Source organism: Cobetia sp. UCD-24C, assembly GCF_001306765.1.
In the GTDB taxonomy this organism is placed as follows: domain Bacteria; phylum Pseudomonadota; class Gammaproteobacteria; order Pseudomonadales; family Halomonadaceae; genus Cobetia; species Cobetia amphilecti.
This window is the reverse complement of the sequence record NZ_LJTD01000004.1, coordinates 1-16,871: the sequence shown is the minus strand read 5'-3', so window position 1 is coordinate 16,871 and position 16,871 is coordinate 1. Positions and strand designations below refer to the sequence as shown.

Annotated in this window: 14 protein-coding genes and 1 pseudogene; 5 read left to right on the top strand and 10 right to left on the bottom strand. The window is 62.2% G+C overall.

Annotated elements, in window-relative coordinates; translation table 11 throughout:
• Positions 1-33: 33 nt before the first annotated feature.
• The 6 genes from AOG28_RS06630 to AOG28_RS06605 form a co-directional block, all read right to left on the bottom strand.
• Entirely contained in the window at positions 34-948 is a 915-nt protein-coding gene (locus tag AOG28_RS06630) for a LysR substrate-binding domain-containing protein (RefSeq protein ID WP_054555774.1), read from the bottom strand.
• Positions 949-1,084: 136 nt separating this feature from the next.
• Complete coding sequence (locus AOG28_RS06625; protein ID WP_054555773.1) at positions 1,085-2,590, bottom strand: aspartate/glutamate racemase family protein; 1,506 nt, start codon at positions 2,588-2,590, stop codon at positions 1,085-1,087.
• 91 nt (positions 2,591-2,681) lie between these two features.
• Positions 2,682-4,004: a dicarboxylate/amino acid:cation symporter gene (locus AOG28_RS06620; RefSeq protein WP_082388423.1), complete on the bottom strand. Its 1,323-nt coding sequence runs from the start codon at positions 4,002-4,004 to the stop codon at positions 2,682-2,684.
• Between the two features lie 315 nt (positions 4,005-4,319).
• Positions 4,320-5,327: an ABC transporter substrate-binding protein gene (locus tag AOG28_RS06615; protein ID WP_235506968.1), complete on the bottom strand. Its 1,008-nt coding sequence runs from the start codon at positions 5,325-5,327 to the stop codon at positions 4,320-4,322.
• Between the two features lie 293 nt (positions 5,328-5,620).
• Positions 5,621-6,322 (bottom strand): pseudouridine synthase, encoded by a 702-nt coding sequence (locus tag AOG28_RS06610; protein WP_054555772.1) that lies wholly within the window; start codon positions 6,320-6,322, stop codon positions 5,621-5,623.
• Complete coding sequence (locus tag AOG28_RS06605; RefSeq protein WP_052384749.1) at positions 6,322-7,236, bottom strand: nitrilase family protein; 915 nt, start codon at positions 7,234-7,236, stop codon at positions 6,322-6,324. Before AOG28_RS06605 ends, AOG28_RS06610 begins: the two co-directional genes overlap by 1 nt.
• Before the next feature lie 330 nt (positions 7,237-7,566).
• On the opposite strand from AOG28_RS06605, the gene AOG28_RS06600 reads away from it, so the two are divergent.
• The 3 genes from AOG28_RS06600 to AOG28_RS06590 are packed head-to-tail and all read left to right on the top strand — an operon-like array spanning position 7,567 to position 10,015.
• Entirely contained in the window at positions 7,567-7,944 is a 378-nt protein-coding gene (locus tag AOG28_RS06600) for a DUF1904 family protein (RefSeq protein ID WP_054555771.1), read from the top strand.
• A complete protein-coding gene (gene rarD / locus AOG28_RS06595) occupies positions 7,941-8,891 on the top strand; it encodes an EamA family transporter RarD (RefSeq protein WP_054555770.1) in 951 nt (316 codons plus the stop codon). Before AOG28_RS06600 ends, rarD begins: the two co-directional genes overlap by 4 nt.
• 47 nt (positions 8,892-8,938) lie before the next feature.
• Positions 8,939-10,015 (top strand): YihY/virulence factor BrkB family protein, encoded by a 1,077-nt coding sequence (locus tag AOG28_RS06590; RefSeq protein ID WP_082388421.1) that lies wholly within the window; start codon positions 8,939-8,941, stop codon positions 10,013-10,015.
• Between the two features lie 178 nt (positions 10,016-10,193).
• Here AOG28_RS06590 and AOG28_RS06585 read toward each other — a convergent pair whose 3' ends face one another.
• A complete protein-coding gene (locus tag AOG28_RS06585) occupies positions 10,194-10,625 on the bottom strand; it encodes an OsmC family protein (protein ID WP_043335071.1) in 432 nt (143 codons plus the stop codon).
• A gap of 421 nt (positions 10,626-11,046) precedes the next feature.
• On the opposite strand from AOG28_RS06585, the gene AOG28_RS06580 reads away from it, so the two are divergent.
• Both AOG28_RS06580 and AOG28_RS06575 read left to right on the top strand, forming a co-directional pair.
• A complete protein-coding gene (locus tag AOG28_RS06580) occupies positions 11,047-11,544 on the top strand; it encodes a hypothetical protein (RefSeq protein ID WP_054555769.1) in 498 nt (165 codons plus the stop codon).
• Positions 11,545-11,942: 398 nt separating this feature from the next.
• Complete coding sequence (locus AOG28_RS06575) at positions 11,943-13,106, top strand: oxidoreductase (RefSeq protein WP_054555768.1); 1,164 nt, start codon at positions 11,943-11,945, stop codon at positions 13,104-13,106.
• Between the two features lie 115 nt (positions 13,107-13,221).
• On the opposite strand, the gene AOG28_RS06570 is transcribed toward AOG28_RS06575, so the two are convergent.
• The 3 genes and pseudogenes from AOG28_RS06570 to AOG28_RS06560 all read right to left on the bottom strand — a co-directional run.
• Positions 13,222-14,388 (bottom strand): NAD-dependent epimerase/dehydratase family protein, encoded by a 1,167-nt coding sequence (locus AOG28_RS06570; RefSeq protein ID WP_082388557.1) that lies wholly within the window; start codon positions 14,386-14,388, stop codon positions 13,222-13,224.
• A 2-nt stretch (positions 14,389-14,390) separates the two neighbouring features.
• On the bottom strand, positions 14,391-16,175 hold the full coding sequence (locus tag AOG28_RS06565) for an ArnT family glycosyltransferase (RefSeq protein WP_054555767.1): 1,785 nt from the start codon (positions 16,173-16,175) through the stop codon (positions 14,391-14,393).
• A gap of 113 nt (positions 16,176-16,288) precedes the next feature.
• A pseudogene (locus tag AOG28_RS06560) lies at positions 16,289-16,871 on the bottom strand (ArnT family glycosyltransferase); the annotation flags it as partial.

Below are 16,871 nucleotides of genomic sequence, written 5' to 3'. Positions count from 1 at the left end.
TACCCATCCCTTCTCTGGCACGCCGCGAGCAGACTACTGGCCTGACTCGAGGGCCTCGTCTTCGGCAGTCAGACAGGCTTGCCAGATGCGTTCGGCCACGCGCTGATCATGCTCGGCGTGGCGGAAGAGGCAGATGTCCAGCGGCGCGGTGTGGCTATTGTCGCTGATGATGACGAGACGTCCGGCGGCCAGCTCGTCACGTACGGCGCGCTCCGGTACCCAGGCGATGCCGCTACCGGCGAGTGCACCACGCTTGAGCACGTCAGACATCGAGCATTCGTAGCGGAAGTTGAGACGCGCGGCGAGGTTCTGGCGGCCAATGATCAGTGCGGTCAGGCGCCCGAGATAGCTGTCACTGGAGTAGCAGAGATAAGGTTGCGGCGTGTCGCTATCGAGGGAGTAAAGCGCCTGGCCTGTGTCATCGACGGCGCTGACGGGCACCAGTCGCTCGGAGCCGAGCACGATGGAGGGATAACGCACGATGTCGGTGAGCGTCGGGAGTAGCGGGCTGTTGTAGGCCAGCATCAGATCACAGTTGCCGCTGATCAGGGCATCGACACAGCCGGCGACGTGGTCGGGCACGATGCGTGCCTTCAAGTTGCCCAGTCGGTTTTGCAGCTGTTCATGCCAGTCGACGAAGAAGCTGACCGCCAGCGTGTGTGAGGCGGAAATCGAGACGACTTCTTCTATCTTGGGCACGAAGCCAAGCGCCTCATCGCGCCCGACGCGCAATACCGAGAGCGCATCCTGGGCGGTGCGCTGGAAGGATTCGCCTGCGGGGGTCAGGCCGACGGGGAACAGGCTGCGGTCGATCAGGGTGGCGCCGACCCAGTATTCCAGATTGCGAATACGACGGCTGAAGGCAGGTTGCGTCACGTTGCGCAGGGTGGCGGCGCGCGAGAAGTTACGCGTCACCGCCAGGGTGAGGAAGTCTTCCAGCCAGTTCATTTCCACGGCGAGCACCTGAAGAGAGGCATGAATGAGGCAAAGGCACACAGCGCGCCTGCGTGGGCGCAGTATATCGCGTCGCTGCGTGTCTTTTCTTCAAGCTCTCTTCACTGGCTGATCGGATGGGTGCAGCGCATCAGGCATCGGCTTGCGCCAGTGCCACACAGTGCTGCGCGAGAATTTCCGCGGGGTCGAGCAGCGCCACCCGCTCACGCAGTGCCGCATCGAGCTCGATCAGCGGAAGCTCGGTACAGCCCAGGATGATCACTTCTGCGCCCCGCGCCAGCAGGTGGGAAATGGCAGCCTGCAGATGCTCGCTGCACTCCCCTGTCGTATGCCCCGCCTTCACGCCGTGATGCCCGTAGATCGCCTCCATCACCTGGGTCTGACAGCGCGCATCGGGCACCAGCGTTTCCCGCCCCGAGGCCTCGATGATGTCGTGGTAGACCCGACTGGTCACGGTGCCGCTGGTCGCGAGCAACCCGACCCGCGTCACCGGCGTCTGTATCGCCGCGATATGGTCAACCACCGCCGTCAGCATGTTGATGATCGGGATGCCGATATAGGGCTGGATACGCGCCACGAAGGCATGCGCGGTATTGCAGGGGATCGCGATGGCATTGGCGCCATCGGCCTCCAGCCGCTGACAGGTCGCGAGCATCGGAATGCTCGGATCTTCGCCCTTGCCGATCAGATTGGCAGTGCGATCGGGAATCTGCGGATTCTGCTCCACCACCATCTTGAGGTGGTCCTGATCGCGCTCGGCACGCGTCAGGCTGACCACCTTGCGCATGAAGTCCACCGTGGCCGCCGGCCCTACCCCACCGAGCACGCCAAGCTTGAAGTTGTGATTCTCGCGCTCGCGGTCCACGCCCAGTGCATATTCGGCGTAGATGAGGTTGGAGTCGAGCAAGGGCACCGGCACCAGCGGCTGCAGCGACTCCATCAGTACCGGAATCTCGCTCAGGCCCGGCACGATGATCTCCGCCCCCTGACTGACCAGGTCATCACAGGCCTCGAGCAACAGTTGCAGACACTCGCCACCATGATGGCCGCTCTTGATGCCGCTCGGCCCATAGATGGCCTGCATCAGGGCATCACGCTGCAGCGTGGCATCGGGGTAGATGACCTCGAGGCCGCCAGCTGTCGCGAGGCTGCCGTCTTGCGTGGCCTCCGGCTCACCGAAGCGCTGCTCGAAGATACCGGAGGCGCGCACGTAGCTTGAGGTCAGCACGCCGATCTTGCGCACCTCGGGATAGTCACGGCGAATGCGCGCCAGCAGCGCATCGAAGATATCGACGACGTTGAAGCTGATTTCCGGAGTGATCTCGGCCAGGAAGGTGTGGGAGAGAAAGCATGGCACCATCGCGTTCTCGACCTTGCCCTGCATGTCCTTGAGCACGTTGTAGACGTAGAACTTGCGCCGCAGCGGGTCGTAGGCCTCCGCGGCGATTCCCGGCCCATCATCGAAGTGTCGTTGCTCGAAGGCGATATCCACCCCGCCCGGCGGCTTGCAGTACTGCGCCGCGCGCACCGTCTTGAGCAGGACATCCGCGCTGCCGATCGCCCCCAGGCCACCCACGACGCCGTAGCGAACGACAGAGGGGCTGGCTTTATGTGAAGGTGCGTTGGGGCGTTCCATGACGATGTTCTCCTGATGTCTTTGACACGCTTATCACGCGGATGCCGACAAGCCGATGATGATGACGCGGTGGGTGTTCAGACAAGAGCGCTCAACTGAGCTCTGAGCACATGACGTGGGGCGTATTGAAGACTTCCTCGTCCAGCTCGCCTTCGCTCTTGGCGACCAGGCAGCTGACGGCGCAGTCACCCGCCACGTTCAGGCCGGTACGCGCCATGTCGAGCACACGATCGATACCCGCGATGATGGCAACGCCTTCCAGCGGCAGGCCGACGGAGGTCAGCACCAGCGAGAGCATGATCAAGCCGGCACCCGGCACACCGGCGGTGCCGATGGAGCCCAGCGTCGCGGTCATGATGATGGTGACGTATTCGGTCATGCCCAGATCAACGCCATAGGCCTGGGCGATGAACAGCGCGCAGACGCCTTGATACAGCGCGGTGCCATCCATGTTGATGGTCGCGCCCAGCGGCAGCACGAAGCTCGAGACGCCCCGCTTGACGCCCAGGTTCTGCTCGGCGGCCATCATGGTCACCGGCAAGGTGCCGGAACTGGAGGTGCTGGTGAAGGCGAGCATGATCGGCTCGACACTGCCCTGGAAATAGCGCAGCGGGTTCAAGCGCGCCAGAAAGCGCAGCATGCCGCCATAGACCACGATGGCATGCACGCAGCAGCCGAGATAGACGATGCCGATCACCTTGGCCAGCGGCGCGAGCATTGCCAGGCCATAGGTGCCGGCCACCCAGGTCATCAGGGCGAAGACACCGTAGGGCGTGAAGGCGATGATGATGCTGGTCATGCGATAGATGATTTCCGCCGCGGACTCGAAGAACACGCGTACCGGACGGGCTTTCTCACCCACCAGCGTGATGGAGAGGCCAAACAGGATCGCGAAGACGATGATCTGCAGCACATTGCCTTCGGCGAAGGCCTCGACGGCATTGGTCGGCACCAGCCCGAGCAGCGTATCGACGGCAGTCGGCGCTTCACGCACCTCGACATTGGCCGCGCTGCCCAGGTCGATCCCGACGCCCGGCTGGAAGATAGTGGCCAGACCCAGGCCGATGGTGATGGCAACCGCCGTCATGCCCAGATAGAGCACCAGCGTCTTGACGCTCAGGCGGCCGATCTTGGAGAGGTTGTTGAGCGAGGCCACACCAGTGACCAGTGAGATGAAGACCAGCGGCACGATCAGCATCTTGATGCCGCGGATGAACAGGTCACCCAGCGGTTTGATATCGGCGGCGATATCGGCGCGCCCGGTCTGGTTGAGCACGATACCCAGCCCCAGGCCCAGAACCAGCGCGATGAAGATCTGCTTCCACAGCGCCAGACGTGTCCAGGGAGACAGAAAGCGCGCAATGGGCCCGGGAGAGCGAGGCAACGAGGCGGAGGAAGAGCCTGAATCAGCCATGAGTGTTTCCTTCTTGTCATTATTGTTGGCTGCGCGTGGAAGCAGCGCAGAGTGCAGACTGATGGTGATACAGGCCCCTATCCCGCGACCAATTCTTTATTTGGATTTTCCATGCAAGATTTGCATGACGACGAATTCTCCCCCTGATGGGCAGCACGCCAGAGGTCATTTTCTGCCCTGACACTGCGCACGCTTTTGACACGTTCACTGCTGTAGAACGCACGAAGCCCGCTCAATGAGCGGGCTTCGTACACTGACCACAATATTCAAGGTGCTGCATCCACAAAGATCAGCGGCACCTTTTCAAGCTGTCGATCATGCCTCCGGCAGACCCAGGGCCTCCTTGACAGCCGGCCAGGCAGGTTCGCCATCACGGGTGGTCACGCCTTCCAGCCAGGCCTTGACCTTGGCCGGGTTGGCCTTCATCCACTCACCGGCGACCTCTTCCTGCGGCTTTTCTTCCTTGCCATAGCCGTAGATCAGCGCGCTCTGATCATCCGAGCTGAAGGCCAGCTGATCGAGCAGACGGGTCGCATTGGGGTGCGCTTCCGACCACGCCTTGTTGGCCAAGGTCTTCACATCACTGGCGCCGCCGCCCGGGCCCCACATGTCCTCCGGGTCGTCGAGGAAGACCATGTCGTATTCGATGTTCATCCAATGCGGTGTCCAGCCGACGAACAGAATCCACTCCTTGCTCTTGGAGGAATTGGCCACGGTCGCCAGCATGCCCGGCGTCGATGACTCCTTGAGGTCCCAGTCGCCGAGACCATAGATATCACCGTCGACCCCCTTGTTGACGATCTCGCTGGAACCGGAGCCAATCTCGATGGAATAGATGGTCTTCTCGAACTTGTCGGCGAATTCCGGCTTGTCGAGGTCTTCGTTGGAGGTCACTCCGGCCTCAGCAACGTAGCCCGGCACCGCGAACCCGAGGCGCGCGCCTTCGACATTGTTGCCCATGTCGACCAGGGTGCCCTTCTCCATCGCGGCGTCGTACATGTTGCTCTGCGCCGGCAGCCAGGCGGCGAGGAAGGCATCCACCTCGCCCAGCGACATGCCTTCATAGGTGATCTGCGCGCCCAGCTGACGCGTGCTGGGGGAGTAACCCAGCGCTTCAAAGACTTCCGAGGCAATCTCGGTCTTCATGGTCACGCCCGGCCACGGCGGCGCGGAGAACACCACACTGGCATCTTCCGCAGCAGTCGCCGGCGCCGACAGCGTTGCCAGCAACAGGCCACTGCCCGCCAGCGCCATGCGCAGCGGCAGAGGTTTCAGCAGGTGGGACCTGGTGAAGGGAGACGACTTGAAGAAGGGGGACGACATAGTGGATTTTCCTCGTTGTTGTTATGAATACGCCATTGTCATGAAAATACTGGAAACAAGCGTTTGATTGAAGACGGCCTCTACATAAATACCACTTCTGCAAAACGCGCTTCCCGCAAAGAATTCACAATACGAGCAGACAATTGCCTACCTTAAGCGCGATCGTTGGATCGATACAAGGCTCGGCGGCCAACGACGCGCATGAAAAAGCCCCCGCCATTCGTGAAAATGACGGGGGCTTTTTCATGACGCATGCGTCGATGAATCAGAAGCTAGCGACCAGAAGCGAATGATCAGAAGCTGGCGATCTCTTCCGGACGCAGGAAGCGACATTCGCCCGGCTCCAGCTCCGGGTCCAGCTCGACAGCCCCGATGGCTTCGCGATGCAGGGCTTCGACGTGATTGCCGATGGCCGCGAACATGCGCTTCACCTGGTGGTAACGGCCTTCGGTGATCCACAGCAGACCCACGGTGGCGGTTTCCATCTCGAGACGCGCCGGACGCGTCGGCTTCTCTTCGCCATCCAGCATCAGGCCGTGATCGAAGTCCTCCACGGCGCGCGCCAGCTCATCGCCTTCCAGCGGGCGCGCCAGAGTGACGCGATAGCGCTTGGCACAGGCCTTCTTGGGCGAGGTGACGCGGTGGTTCCACTGGCCGTCGTCTGTCATCAGCACCAGACCGGTGGTGTCGACATCGAGACGCCCGACGATGCTCAGGCGCTCGACATTGGGCAGATCGATCAGGTCATGCGCGCGCTCATAGAGGCCCGGCTTGCTGGTGCATTCCACATTGGCCGGCTTGTACAGCATCAGATAGCGCAGCCCCATCAGCTCCAGGTGCTCGCCATTCCATTCGACGCGCATGCCATCCTTGACGGCGCTCGCGGTGTTCTTGACTACCTCACCATCCACGGTGACATCGCCGCGGTGCACGACCTTCTTGGCATCGCTACGGCTGAGATCCGTGGTTTCGGTAAGGAATTTGTCCAGGCGCATCAGGCCTCCAGAGTGAAATGATCGGCGTCCATCCACGCCGGAAACTTGGTTCGAAACTCGTCGAGCGCGCCGCGTTCAAGCGTCACGGTCTCGATGAAGGGCTGGTCTGGCGCAGGATCGAGGATGGGCTCGCCCTTGAAGTCGCAGACCATGGAGTCGCCGGTATAGTGCAGCCCGTTGGCGTCGTCACCCACACGGTTGACGCCCACCACGTAGGCCAGATTCTCGATGGCGCGCGCCTGCAGCAGCGTGCGCCACGGATGACGCCGTACGCCCGGCCAGTTGGCCACGCACAGCAGCAAGTCATATTCAAAGGCGCTGTCGGCGGCGGTCTCGGCAGCACTCACGCCACCGATGACAGGGCGCTGACGCAGCCAGGTCGGGAAGCGCAGGTCATAGCAGACCGAAAGCTGAATCCGAAAGCCGTTGAGCTCGACCAACACCCGCTCATAGCCCATGCCATAACGCTCATGCTCACCGGCCATGCGGAACAGATGGCGCTTGTCGTAGTGCGTCACCTCGCCGTCGGGCGTGGCCCACAGCATGCGGTTGTAACACTCGCCGTCATCCAGCACCGCGATGCTGCCGGTCATCACACAACCACGGGTGATGGCCTGTGCCTTGAGCCAGTCGACGCTCTCGCTGGACTCCATCGGCTGCGCCATCTCACGCGAATTCATGGTGAAGCCGGTGGCGAACATCTCGGGCAGCACGATCAGGTCCGTTTCGGCATTGCGGCCATCGGCGCCCATGACCAGGCCAGCGGCATCCAGCTGCTCGCCGAGCAGACGGCAGTTCTCCGCCGGGTCTTCCCAGCGCAGGTCCGCCTGCACCAGGCTGACACGCAGTGTCGCCCCTCGCGAGGCATCACCAGCATTCGCTTGCGAGGAAGTCGCCTGTGGCTGTGTCGTCATGGTCGTCGTGCCTCCCTGCTGACTGAATGGACGCTTGAGTGGCAACTGGCGGATTCGCGGCGGCGTGAGCCTTGCCCACCCTGCCGCTGGTCGTGCCACGCCTTCAAAGCGCTCATTCTACCGTCTGTGGCGATCAGATGTGAGAGGCAAAGCATGATCTGTCACCACCGCACTGCTCAGCACGCGCACGAATCCCTGGCGGCGGGTGTGAGCATCAGAAGCCAGTGATATATTGGCGATGAACGCAAAGTCGCCACGCCAGGTTGCGGCGACGTCTGTTCACCGCGAGCTTGCTCGCCCCCTCCCTATCCCGACTCACAGGAGAGCTTCATGCCTCAGCTTCGCTTCCACGGTGTCACGCCTGCCCGTCTTGCCCCTGTCTCGCGCGCACTGATCGATCAGCTGAGCGAAGCGACCGCCACCGCGCGCGACGAATTCACGCTGGAATGCATCACCACCCAGTATGTGTTCGATGGTCAGCTCGTCGATGCCTTCCCCTTCGTCGAGGTGCTGTGGTTCGAACGTGGCCAGAAGGTGCGCGATCTGTGCGCCCAATCCATCGCGCATGCCATGAATGAGGCCGGCTATCCGGAGGCCGAAAGCTTCTTCATCGCCCTTGAGCCGTCGGGCTATTACATCGCAGGTAAACCGCTGGCGCAGATCGCAGACAAGCCGCTGGCGCAGGATGGTTCGAGCGACTCCGCATGAGGCGGGAGCAGGCAGGCCCCTCAGTCGAGAGTCTGGCGCAGGCGCGCCGCGAGAGCGCCAAGGGTGTCGGCTTCGGGCTGGGCGCCTATGTGATGTGGGGCTGTTTTCCGCTCTACTTCGCGCTGTTCGAGGGCATACCCGCCTGGGAAGTGCTACTGCACCGCATTCTGTGGAGCTGCGTGTTCATGGTGCTGCTGATCAGCGTCATCCGGCGCTGGTCGCCGGTGCGCGCCGCCTTCGCCGAACCCCGCAAGCTTGTGCCGGTGCTGGCCTGCTCGATCCTGATCGCGCTCAACTGGGGCATCTACATCCACGCGGTGGAGGTGCATGAGGTACTGCAGGCAAGCTTGGGTTACTTCATGACGCCGCTGGTCAATGTCGGGCTGGGCATGCTGTTCCTGAAGGAACGCCTGACGCGCGTGCAGCTGTTCGCGCTGGGGCTGGCCGTTCTCGGCCTGAGCCTGCAGCTGATCGGCCTGACGAAACTGCCGTGGATCACGCTCTCGCTGGCTGTCACCTTCGGCACCTACGGGCTGCTCAGAAAGCGCATCGCGCTGGATGGCCTGTCGGGCCTGCTGGTCGAGACGATGATGCTCGCGCCACTCGCGCTGCTGCTGATCGGCGGTCAGTGGTTCTCCGGCGAATCGCACTTCACGGCCAGCGATGTCGGCCCGCTGGGGCTACCCGCCAGCGTGCTGATGATGTCCAGCGGCGTGCTCACCGCACTGCCGCTGCTCGCCTTTGCCGGTGCGGCGCGACGCCTGCGTCTCGCCACGGTCGGCTTTCTGATGTACATCAACCCGACCATGCAGTTTCTGATCGCGCTGCTGATCTTCAAGGAAACCCTGCATCCGACGATGCTGATCACCTTCGTGCTGATCTGGAGTGGTCTGGCGCTCTATACCGCCTCGACGTTCTTCCAGCATCGCGCCCGGCAGCGCGGCTGATATCACCCTTGTACTGACTTAACGAACCAAAGCGAGGATGCCCAGCCATGCCAGACCCTGCTGCAGACTCCGTGAGCAGCCGCCTGTTGCGCTTTCTGCCGCGCCTGCTGGCCTTCGCCCTGCGCGTCATCGGGCAGTTCATCGCCAACCGTGGCGTGCTGCTGGCCGGTGGCGTCGGCTACAACATCCTGCTGTCCAGCGTGCCGCTGTTCGCCTTGCTCTGCGTGCTGCTGACGCACCTGGTGGATGAAACGCGCCTGATGAGCATCATCGCCATTCAGGTCCAGCATCTGGGGCCGGGCCAGGAAGATATCCTGCTGGACGCGGTGCGCAAGCTGCTGGCCAATCGCGAGGTGATCAGCTGGATCGGCATGGGCGGCTTGCTGTTCTTCGCCGGACTGGCCTTTCGCATGCTGGAAGACGCCATCGCGCTGATCTTCCATCAGCATCCGGTGATTCGTAAGCGCAGCGCGTGGATTTCCGCCCTGCTGCCCTACGCCTTCGTGATGGTGCTGGGCGCGGGCCTGCTGGCGCTGACCTTGCTGGTGGCGCTGGCCTCGGCGATGAATGACGCCCTGACGCTGCTGACCGGCATCGAGCTGACCCTGGGCGATGCCGGCAGCGAGGTAATCTATCTGATCAGCATCGTCGGCATGTTCGGGCTGTTCAGCGCCATCTACAAGATACTGCCCCAGACCCGCGTCTCGACCCGCCGCGCGCTGGTCGGTGGTCTGGTCGCGGCCACCCTGTGGGAGCTGACACGCCTCGCCTTGAGCTGGTACTTCACCCACCTGTCCTTCGTCGGTGCCGTCTACGGCTCGCTGGCGACGCTGATCGTGCTGCTGCTGGGGCTGGAGATCGGCGCCGTGATCCTGCTGCTCGGCGCCCAGGTGATCGCCGAGCTGGAACAGTGCTCACGCGAGAACATTCGCTGGTACCGCACGCCGGATCGCAAGCCGCTGACGCGGCTGCAATCGCGCCGCAATGCCATGCAGCATGCCGGCGAGGTCAGCGAGGAGGATAAGCTGGCAATGAGCCCAGACAGGGGTTCAGGCAAGGGTTCAGACAAGGTTGCAGAACACGGCTCAGCAAACGGTTCTGAAAGCGGCTCAGACAAGCGCTAGTAAACGCCCTCGGTAATCCACCACGAACACAACGAAAAAACCGCCCCGAAGGGCGGTTTTTTATGCTCGCGTCGCAGAGTTGAGACTTGAGGTCACGCGAGTCGCTGTCGTTGTCGTCGTGGTCGTGGTCGACGCCTGACGGCTATTCGCCCGCACGACTGGGTCGACAAGCGGCGCCTCAGTTGACCAGCGAGGCTTCCAGCGAGATCTCGGCGGTGAACAGCTTGGAGATCGGGCAGCCACCCTTGGCCTTCTCGGCGGTGGACTGGAAGTCTGCCTCGCTGATACCCGGCACATCGGCCTTGGTCACCAGGGCGACCTTGGTCACGCTGAAGCCGCTGTCGTCCTTGTCCAGATGGACGGTGGCGGTAGTGTCGATGGCCTTGGGCTCATGCCCCGCCTCGCCCAGCATCATCGAGAGTGCCATCGAGAAGCAGCTGGCGTGAGCCGCCCCGATCAGCTCTTCGGGATTGGTGCCGGCGCCATCTTCAAAGCGCGTATTGAAGCCGTAAGGCTGATCCTTGAGCGCACCACTTTCACTGCTGACAGTGCCTTTACCCTGCTTGACGCTACCTTCCCAATGCGCGGAACCGGTTTTCTTGATCGTCATGCCTGTCTCCTTGACCTGGGTGAACACTCAGGGCCGTTGCCCTGTCCCTCCCACATTGTCACGGCGCGTCGCGACTTCAAGGGGCGCCTGCCCTTTTGCCATCAGAAGTGTCTGATCGATCGCGTGTCGGCTGCCTATCAATTGTGTGAGCAAGACACGCCACCCACCCCGGCGAGTGCGCCCGTCGCCATGGCCAATTATTGAACAAGAGTTGAATTCGCGCCGTGCGCCCCGATAACTGTTCTATCGATTACCTGGCGCGCAACGCCGAGTTGCAGTCACTCACGTCATCCTCTCATGTCTGGCATCGTGCGCTCGCAAGCTGGCGCAGCATTCGCCGACACCTCATACGTCGCCGGTGAATCCCTCACCCGCGCGGCTGCCGACACCGGCAGCCAGACCCGCAAGGAGTCCCCTCATCATGTTCTACAAGACCTCAACAGACATCACTGACGACAACGCCTCTCTCCATGGCCAGCGCTCTGGCCTGCTCTCAGGCAAGCGCCCTGCCGCGAGCACCCGCCTGCGCCGTGGCATCGGCGCCGTCGCAGTGATGCTGGGCCTGCTGGGCCTCTCCCCGGCCCAGGCCTTCGACGAGATGAACACCGAGACAGGGACCAGCGGCGCGGCCTCTTCCCAGCATTCCTCGCAGGGCCAGCCAACGCCCAGCCACTCCAAGCGCACCGCGGACGGCGCACCTGACAACGGCGCGCACTATCAACAGAACGAACAGCCCGAAGCAAGTCAGCAAGATAAGGACAACGCCACGCGCCAGGTACAGAAAAGCCTCGATGGCGGCGAGATCGGCAGCCAGGGCGGCCGACACGCCAACACTGGCCAGGCCAAGCCGACCGAGAACTGGTTCGGCTGCCCGCCTTCCGGCAGCAGCAAACAGAACGCCCAGTGCGACGGCAAGTGATCGCCAGCACTGAGCACTCGCCATAGGCACGATTGGCGTAACGACGCAGGCCCCGCAACCCACGGTTGCGGGGCCTGCGTCGTTGCGCGCATATGCTTATGTGCATGGAAAGCAGCACTGCGTTGCCACTTCATGCAGCAACCCTGAATTATTTGAGAAAAAATCTCGCAAATTCAGTCAATTACATGCACAGGTTGTCAAAACGACAACACTCTCCTTCCAGCGTTCCGGCTTGTGACACCCAGGTGCGGCAGGCACGATATAGGACATGCAGATGATCCGTCGATCATTCATTCAGGCCACCGCACTGCGTCGATCTTCACCTCTTTGTGCACGCAGACGCTCAGGGCCTACGACCGGATACCACAGCGGAATGCTTTCCGCGGGAGACGTACTAGATGACAGACACCACCGCACTGTTCACCCCCCATGCCTTCGCAGGGCTTGAGCTCAGCAATCGCCTGGTGCTCGCCCCGATGACGCGTACCAGCGCGCAGGATGACGGCCAGGTGCACTTCGACATGGTCGATTACTATCGCGATTTCGCGCGGGGCAACTTCTCGCTGCTGATCACCGAAGGCATCTACACCGATGAAGCCTTCAGCCAGGGCTACGACAACCAGCCGGGGCTGGCCAATCAGGCGCAGCAGAACAGCTGGCGTCCGGTGGTCGACGCCGTGCATCAACAAGGTGGCAGTATCATCGCCCAGCTGATGCATGCCGGCGCCCAGACCCAGCACAACCGCTTCAAGGATGAGGTCGTCGCCCCCTCCGAGAGCCGCGCCAGTGGCGAGATGCTCAGCTTCTACGGTGGCTCCGGCCCCTTCCCGCTGGCCCGCGAGATCAGCGAAGCGGAGATCCATGACGCGATCGCCGGCTTTGCCACCAGCGCCCGTCGCGCCAAGGAAGCCGGCTTCGATGGTATCGAGCTGCATGGTGCCAACGGCTACCTGATCCACCAGTTCATCAGTGAGCGCTTCAATCAGCGTGACGATGCCTGGGGCGGCGACGCCATCGCGCGTCTGGCCTTCCCGCTGGCGGTCGTCCGCAGCGTGCGTGAGGCGGTCGGCGCCGACTTCGCCATCGGTATGCGCCTGTCCCAGGGCACCGTGACCGAGCCGGAGCTCACCTGGCAGGGCGGCCCTGACGAGGCCCGCGAGCGCTTCGCCAAGCTGATGGAGGCCGGGCTGGATTTCCTGCATCTGACCGGCAGCGATGTCGATGCCCCCGCCTTCCCCGAGGCAGACGACGAGCGTGAGCGCAGTCTCAGCCTGACCGCACTGGCGGCACAGGTGCGCAGCGAGAAGGCCGCCGAGGTGAGCCTGATCACCAATGGCAATGTCGCCAGCGTCGCGAAGGCGCAGGCCGCCCTGCAGCACGCGGACCTGGTCGCCATCGGTCGCTCGGCGCTGGCCAACCATGACTGGCCCAAGCGCGTACAACGCGGCACCTGCCTCACCGAGTTCGACTTCTCGATGCTGTCGCCGCTGGCCACGCTGGCCAACGAGGAAGACTGGCGCATCGCCAATGACAAGCCTGCCAACTGCGAGGGTCGCTGCTGATAGCGACTGACAGGCAAGACGCAAGGAGCCCCGCCAGTTCACACTGGCGGGGCTCCTTGCGTTGGAGGCTGGCCTCTTCTCGACCTGACCTCAGATATACAGCCGCTGATCCCACTCAGGCCTTCAAGAGAGTTCCACTACTGAAGGCCAAGGCCGTCATGGCGGACATGCCGGCCTTTGTCATGCGTCCAGAATGTCTACCTGCAGCGACGCCTGCTTCGTCAGGACATCCCACCCGGGGCGATTGCTCGTCATCGGTTTCTCTCAGCAGTGACGGATACTGCTGCGCCCACTCAGCCAACTCCTCAAGCCCTGTGGCAAGACTGACACTGGGGCGAAAGCCGGTCAGCGTCTCGAGTGTCGAGGTATCTGCCCAGGTACGCTCGACATCCCCTGGCTGCATCGGCAGCAGACGCTTGCGAGCCGGGACACCCAACGCTGCCTCGAGGCCATTGATGAAGTTCCCCAATGCGATGGGCTCGCCACGCCCGAGGTTCAGGACACGCGAGGGAGCGGCATTCACTTCCTGCGTCGGCGGCAGGTGCATAAGCCGGTAGATGCCCTCCACGATATCACTGACATGGGTGAAATCACGCGCCATCTGTCCATGGTTGTAGACATCGATCACCTCGTCGGCCAGCAGCTTGCGTGCGAAACGAAGTGGCGCCATGTCCGGGCGCCCGCGGGCGCCATAAACGGTAAAGAAGCGTAGCCCTGTCACCGGCAAACCATAGAGATGCGCGTAGCTGTAAGCCATCAATTCATTTGAGCGCTTCGTGGCAGCGTACAGCGAGAGCGGGCGTACACCCGCCTGGGATTCCTGCAGAGGCTGACGGGTATCATCCCCGTAAACGGAACTGCTGGAAGCATAGAGCAAATGGCTCGGGGCCGTGTCACGACAAGCCTCAAGAAGATTGACGAAGCCGACCAGGTTGCTGTCGACATAATCAAAAGGCTGAGTGATGGAGTGGCGCACCCCAGCCTGGGCTGCCAGATTGACGACGACATCAAACTCCTCTTCCTGCATCAATGTGCGAAGCGCCTCACGTTCGACAAGATCCAGCTTGACGAAGCGAAAGCTGCCCAGCCGGCGTGCATTCCCGGGGGCAGTAACGCACTGCCCGGCAAGTGCTTCGAGACGTGTCAGGCGGTGCTGCTTCAGCGCCAACGGATAGTAGGGGTTGAGATTGTCGAGACCGACGACCTGCAGGCCTTCCTTCAAGAGTCGCTCACACAGAGCAGCACCAATGAAACCTGCAGCCCCAGTTACCAGTATCTTCATGCTCATCGTTTCTCCTGAGCGGTCATGACCAACGCCGTTGGTGCTGATGAGGGGCCGCCCAATGCCGCTGCGGGTACCGCCAATAATCGGTGGCGTCCCTGATGAAAGACCGGCGTGGCATTGGCTCCATCGTCTACTGCCGCCTGACACCAATCACGCATGCCGGCCAGAGGGCCTCGCGTGCCGGGTAGACGCAGACATTTGTCAGCCTCGATTATCAGCCAGCCATCGGAATGCGCTGTCTGCCAGGAATTCAGCTGACTCGAATCGCGCTTCAACTGCTTCAGCGGTTGGGTCAGTCGCCCCAGAAATTGCCAGGTTGCCTGATAGTCCCAGCCAACGACGGCCACCTCCTGGCCCTCCTGTTGATGGTGCTGAACCCATTGAGCCAGGGCAGCCTGATCCAGGCGCGGCCATAACGGACGCAATGTCAGGGCCAGCAAGCAGGTCACCAGCAACACGCTGCCCAGCGCCAGTCGCCGCTGAGCATTCAGCGCGCTATTGCCCAGTGACTCAGCGGCAGGTGTTTGAGCCGTGATGGAGCGTCTCGCCTCATCCACGGAAGGCCATAGCCATACCATCAAGGCCAGCAAGCTAGCTCCCGCCATGAGACACGCAAGGCTTGCGTTGCCCGAAGCCACCAGCGCTGCGTTGGTCGGCAGAAATGAGGCATCAGTCAGCCAGCCTGCGGGCATGACGATGACCGCCAACGCCAGGCTTGTCAGTCCCAGGCCACCGCTGATCATTGCCAGCAGTTTCAGCGATGAGCGAGCCGGAGGCTGGCGCAGAGCAGCCCAGGCCAGCAGCAGACTCACCGGTACCAGTAACGGCATCAGATAATGCACTTGCTTGCCGGAGATAAGTGAAAAGACCAGCAGCCCGCCCAGTGCCCAGAAGCGTCCCAGCTTCAGCAAGGGTTGCTCTGACGTTGGCCGCCGAGCAACCGAGGCCAGAAATCCCTCGATCAGCAATCGCGGGCGCAGGCTGAGCGGGAAGATCAACACCGCCAGCCACGGTAGATACCACCATGGCGGTCGAGCATGATCCTGCGCGGAGACGACGCGGTTTGCCGTCTGGCCCCAAAGCAGATCCTCGACATAGTCGGGAAGGCCAGTGATGACGGCGGGAAGCAACCAGATGCACAACACCGCGATGCTCAGCAGCAGGCTCAACACCCAACCGCGCCACTCACAGACCCACACCTCGCGGGCTTGTGCTTGCGTCCACCAGGGGCGCGAGCCGACCACCAACAGAAACCACAAGAGTGCGACCGGCCCTTTGGCCAGCAAGGCCAACCCCAGCCACACACCACTCTCGAGCACGACGCTCAGGCTGAACGGCTGCGCTCCCTGTGGTGTACACCAGGGACGCAACGCGCCCAGTAGACACGTCGTCAACAGCACATCGAACATCAAGGCCTGGCTATAGAGCACCCACATCAGACAACCGGCGAGCATCCAACGCACCATGCGTACCCAAAGCTCATGTCTCTGCCGTTCGGCATCGGCCAGGCCAGTGGCCGGCCACAGGGTGCGGGCGACACGCCCTATCTGCCAGATACCCAGCAGACTGACCAGCGGCATCACCAATCTTGGCCAGACATCATTGACTCCGAAGACCACCCATCCGGCGTGAATCAACCAGAACAACAGTACCGGCTTGTCAGCGTAGGCCGCCCCGTTCATGGTCGAGACGAACCCGCTGCCGGCATGCCACATCTCCCATGCCACCGAGACATAGCGAGTTTCATCGATGGGCAGGTAGGGTCGTGCCAGCGCTGCTGACATCAGCAACACTCCCCATAGCGTCCAACATATTCGCTCGCTGGCATTCAGGTTGATCAACGAATGGGAGCCCCTTCCCACCAGGGATATCGCACATGAAAGTTGCTTCTGATACTTCATGGCTGAACCTCCGGCATCAGAGTATGTCGCTGGGGAAGTCCGATCAGCTGTGCCGCTTCATTCGAGACCGCGGTCGGTGCCAGATACATCGGCGCAGCATCGGGATTGCCCTGACATTTCACGGCCGCGCTGCCAGGTAGCAGTACCCATTGCTCATCCGGCTCATTCAATGTGATGGCCTGTGCGCCATCCAGACAGGCATGCCGCTTGAGCTTGCGGGGTGTCAACAAGGCCCAGCGGTTCTGCGGGGCCTCCTTCAGCCATGCATAGAGGCGCGAGAATTGGTCTTCCTCCGGCGTCTTGTAACCGAAGTGCCACAATGGCTGACGCGCCTGCAGGATGTATTGCTCACGAAAATCGGGAATGGCCAATGCCTGGTAATCGCTCTTCTCGGCAACCTGCGCCATCAGTACGGCAGGATTGCGAACCGGGTCCATCAATCGTGCCCCCCAGGTGCCCCACAGACTCCAGAACACCACGAGCCAAATCCCCAAGGCCAACAAGCCGTTCCGTGGTTTCAGCCAGGTACAGAGCGCGATACCACTGACACCCAGCAGCCCCCACCACCCCCACGGCACC

Bases quoted from the DNA above. Each gene is read 5' to 3' on its own strand.
- AOG28_RS06620 (WP_082388423.1), bottom strand. From the start codon at position 4,004: ATGGCTGATTCAGGCTCTTCCTCCGCCTCGTTGCCTCGCTCTCCCGGG.
- AOG28_RS06605 (WP_052384749.1), bottom strand. From the start codon at position 7,236: ATGACGACACAGCCACAGGCGACTTCCTCGCAAGCGAATGCTGGTGAT.
- AOG28_RS06630 (WP_054555774.1), bottom strand. From the start codon at position 948: ATGAACTGGCTGGAAGACTTCCTCACCCTGGCGGTGACGCGTAACTTC.
- AOG28_RS06575 (WP_054555768.1), top strand. From the start codon at position 11,943: ATGACAGACACCACCGCACTGTTCACCCCCCATGCCTTCGCAGGGCTT.
- AOG28_RS06610 (WP_054555772.1), bottom strand. From the start codon at position 6,322: ATGCGCCTGGACAAATTCCTTACCGAAACCACGGATCTCAGCCGTAGC.
- AOG28_RS06570 (WP_082388557.1), bottom strand. From the start codon at position 14,388: ATGAAGATACTGGTAACTGGGGCTGCAGGTTTCATTGGTGCTGCTCTG.
- AOG28_RS06615 (WP_235506968.1), bottom strand. From the start codon at position 5,327: ATGTCGTCCCCCTTCTTCAAGTCGTCTCCCTTCACCAGGTCCCACCTG.
- AOG28_RS06585 (WP_043335071.1), bottom strand. From the start codon at position 10,625: ATGACGATCAAGAAAACCGGTTCCGCGCATTGGGAAGGTAGCGTCAAG.
- AOG28_RS06625 (WP_054555773.1), bottom strand. From the start codon at position 2,590: ATGGAACGCCCCAACGCACCTTCACATAAAGCCAGCCCCTCTGTCGTT.
- rarD (WP_054555770.1), top strand. From the start codon at position 7,941: ATGAGGCGGGAGCAGGCAGGCCCCTCAGTCGAGAGTCTGGCGCAGGCG.
- AOG28_RS06580 (WP_054555769.1), top strand. From the start codon at position 11,047: ATGTTCTACAAGACCTCAACAGACATCACTGACGACAACGCCTCTCTC.
- AOG28_RS06565 (WP_054555767.1), bottom strand. From the start codon at position 16,175: ATGTCAGCAGCGCTGGCACGACCCTACCTGCCCATCGATGAAACTCGC.
- AOG28_RS06600 (WP_054555771.1), top strand. From the start codon at position 7,567: ATGCCTCAGCTTCGCTTCCACGGTGTCACGCCTGCCCGTCTTGCCCCT.
- AOG28_RS06590 (WP_082388421.1), top strand. From the start codon at position 8,939: ATGCCAGACCCTGCTGCAGACTCCGTGAGCAGCCGCCTGTTGCGCTTT.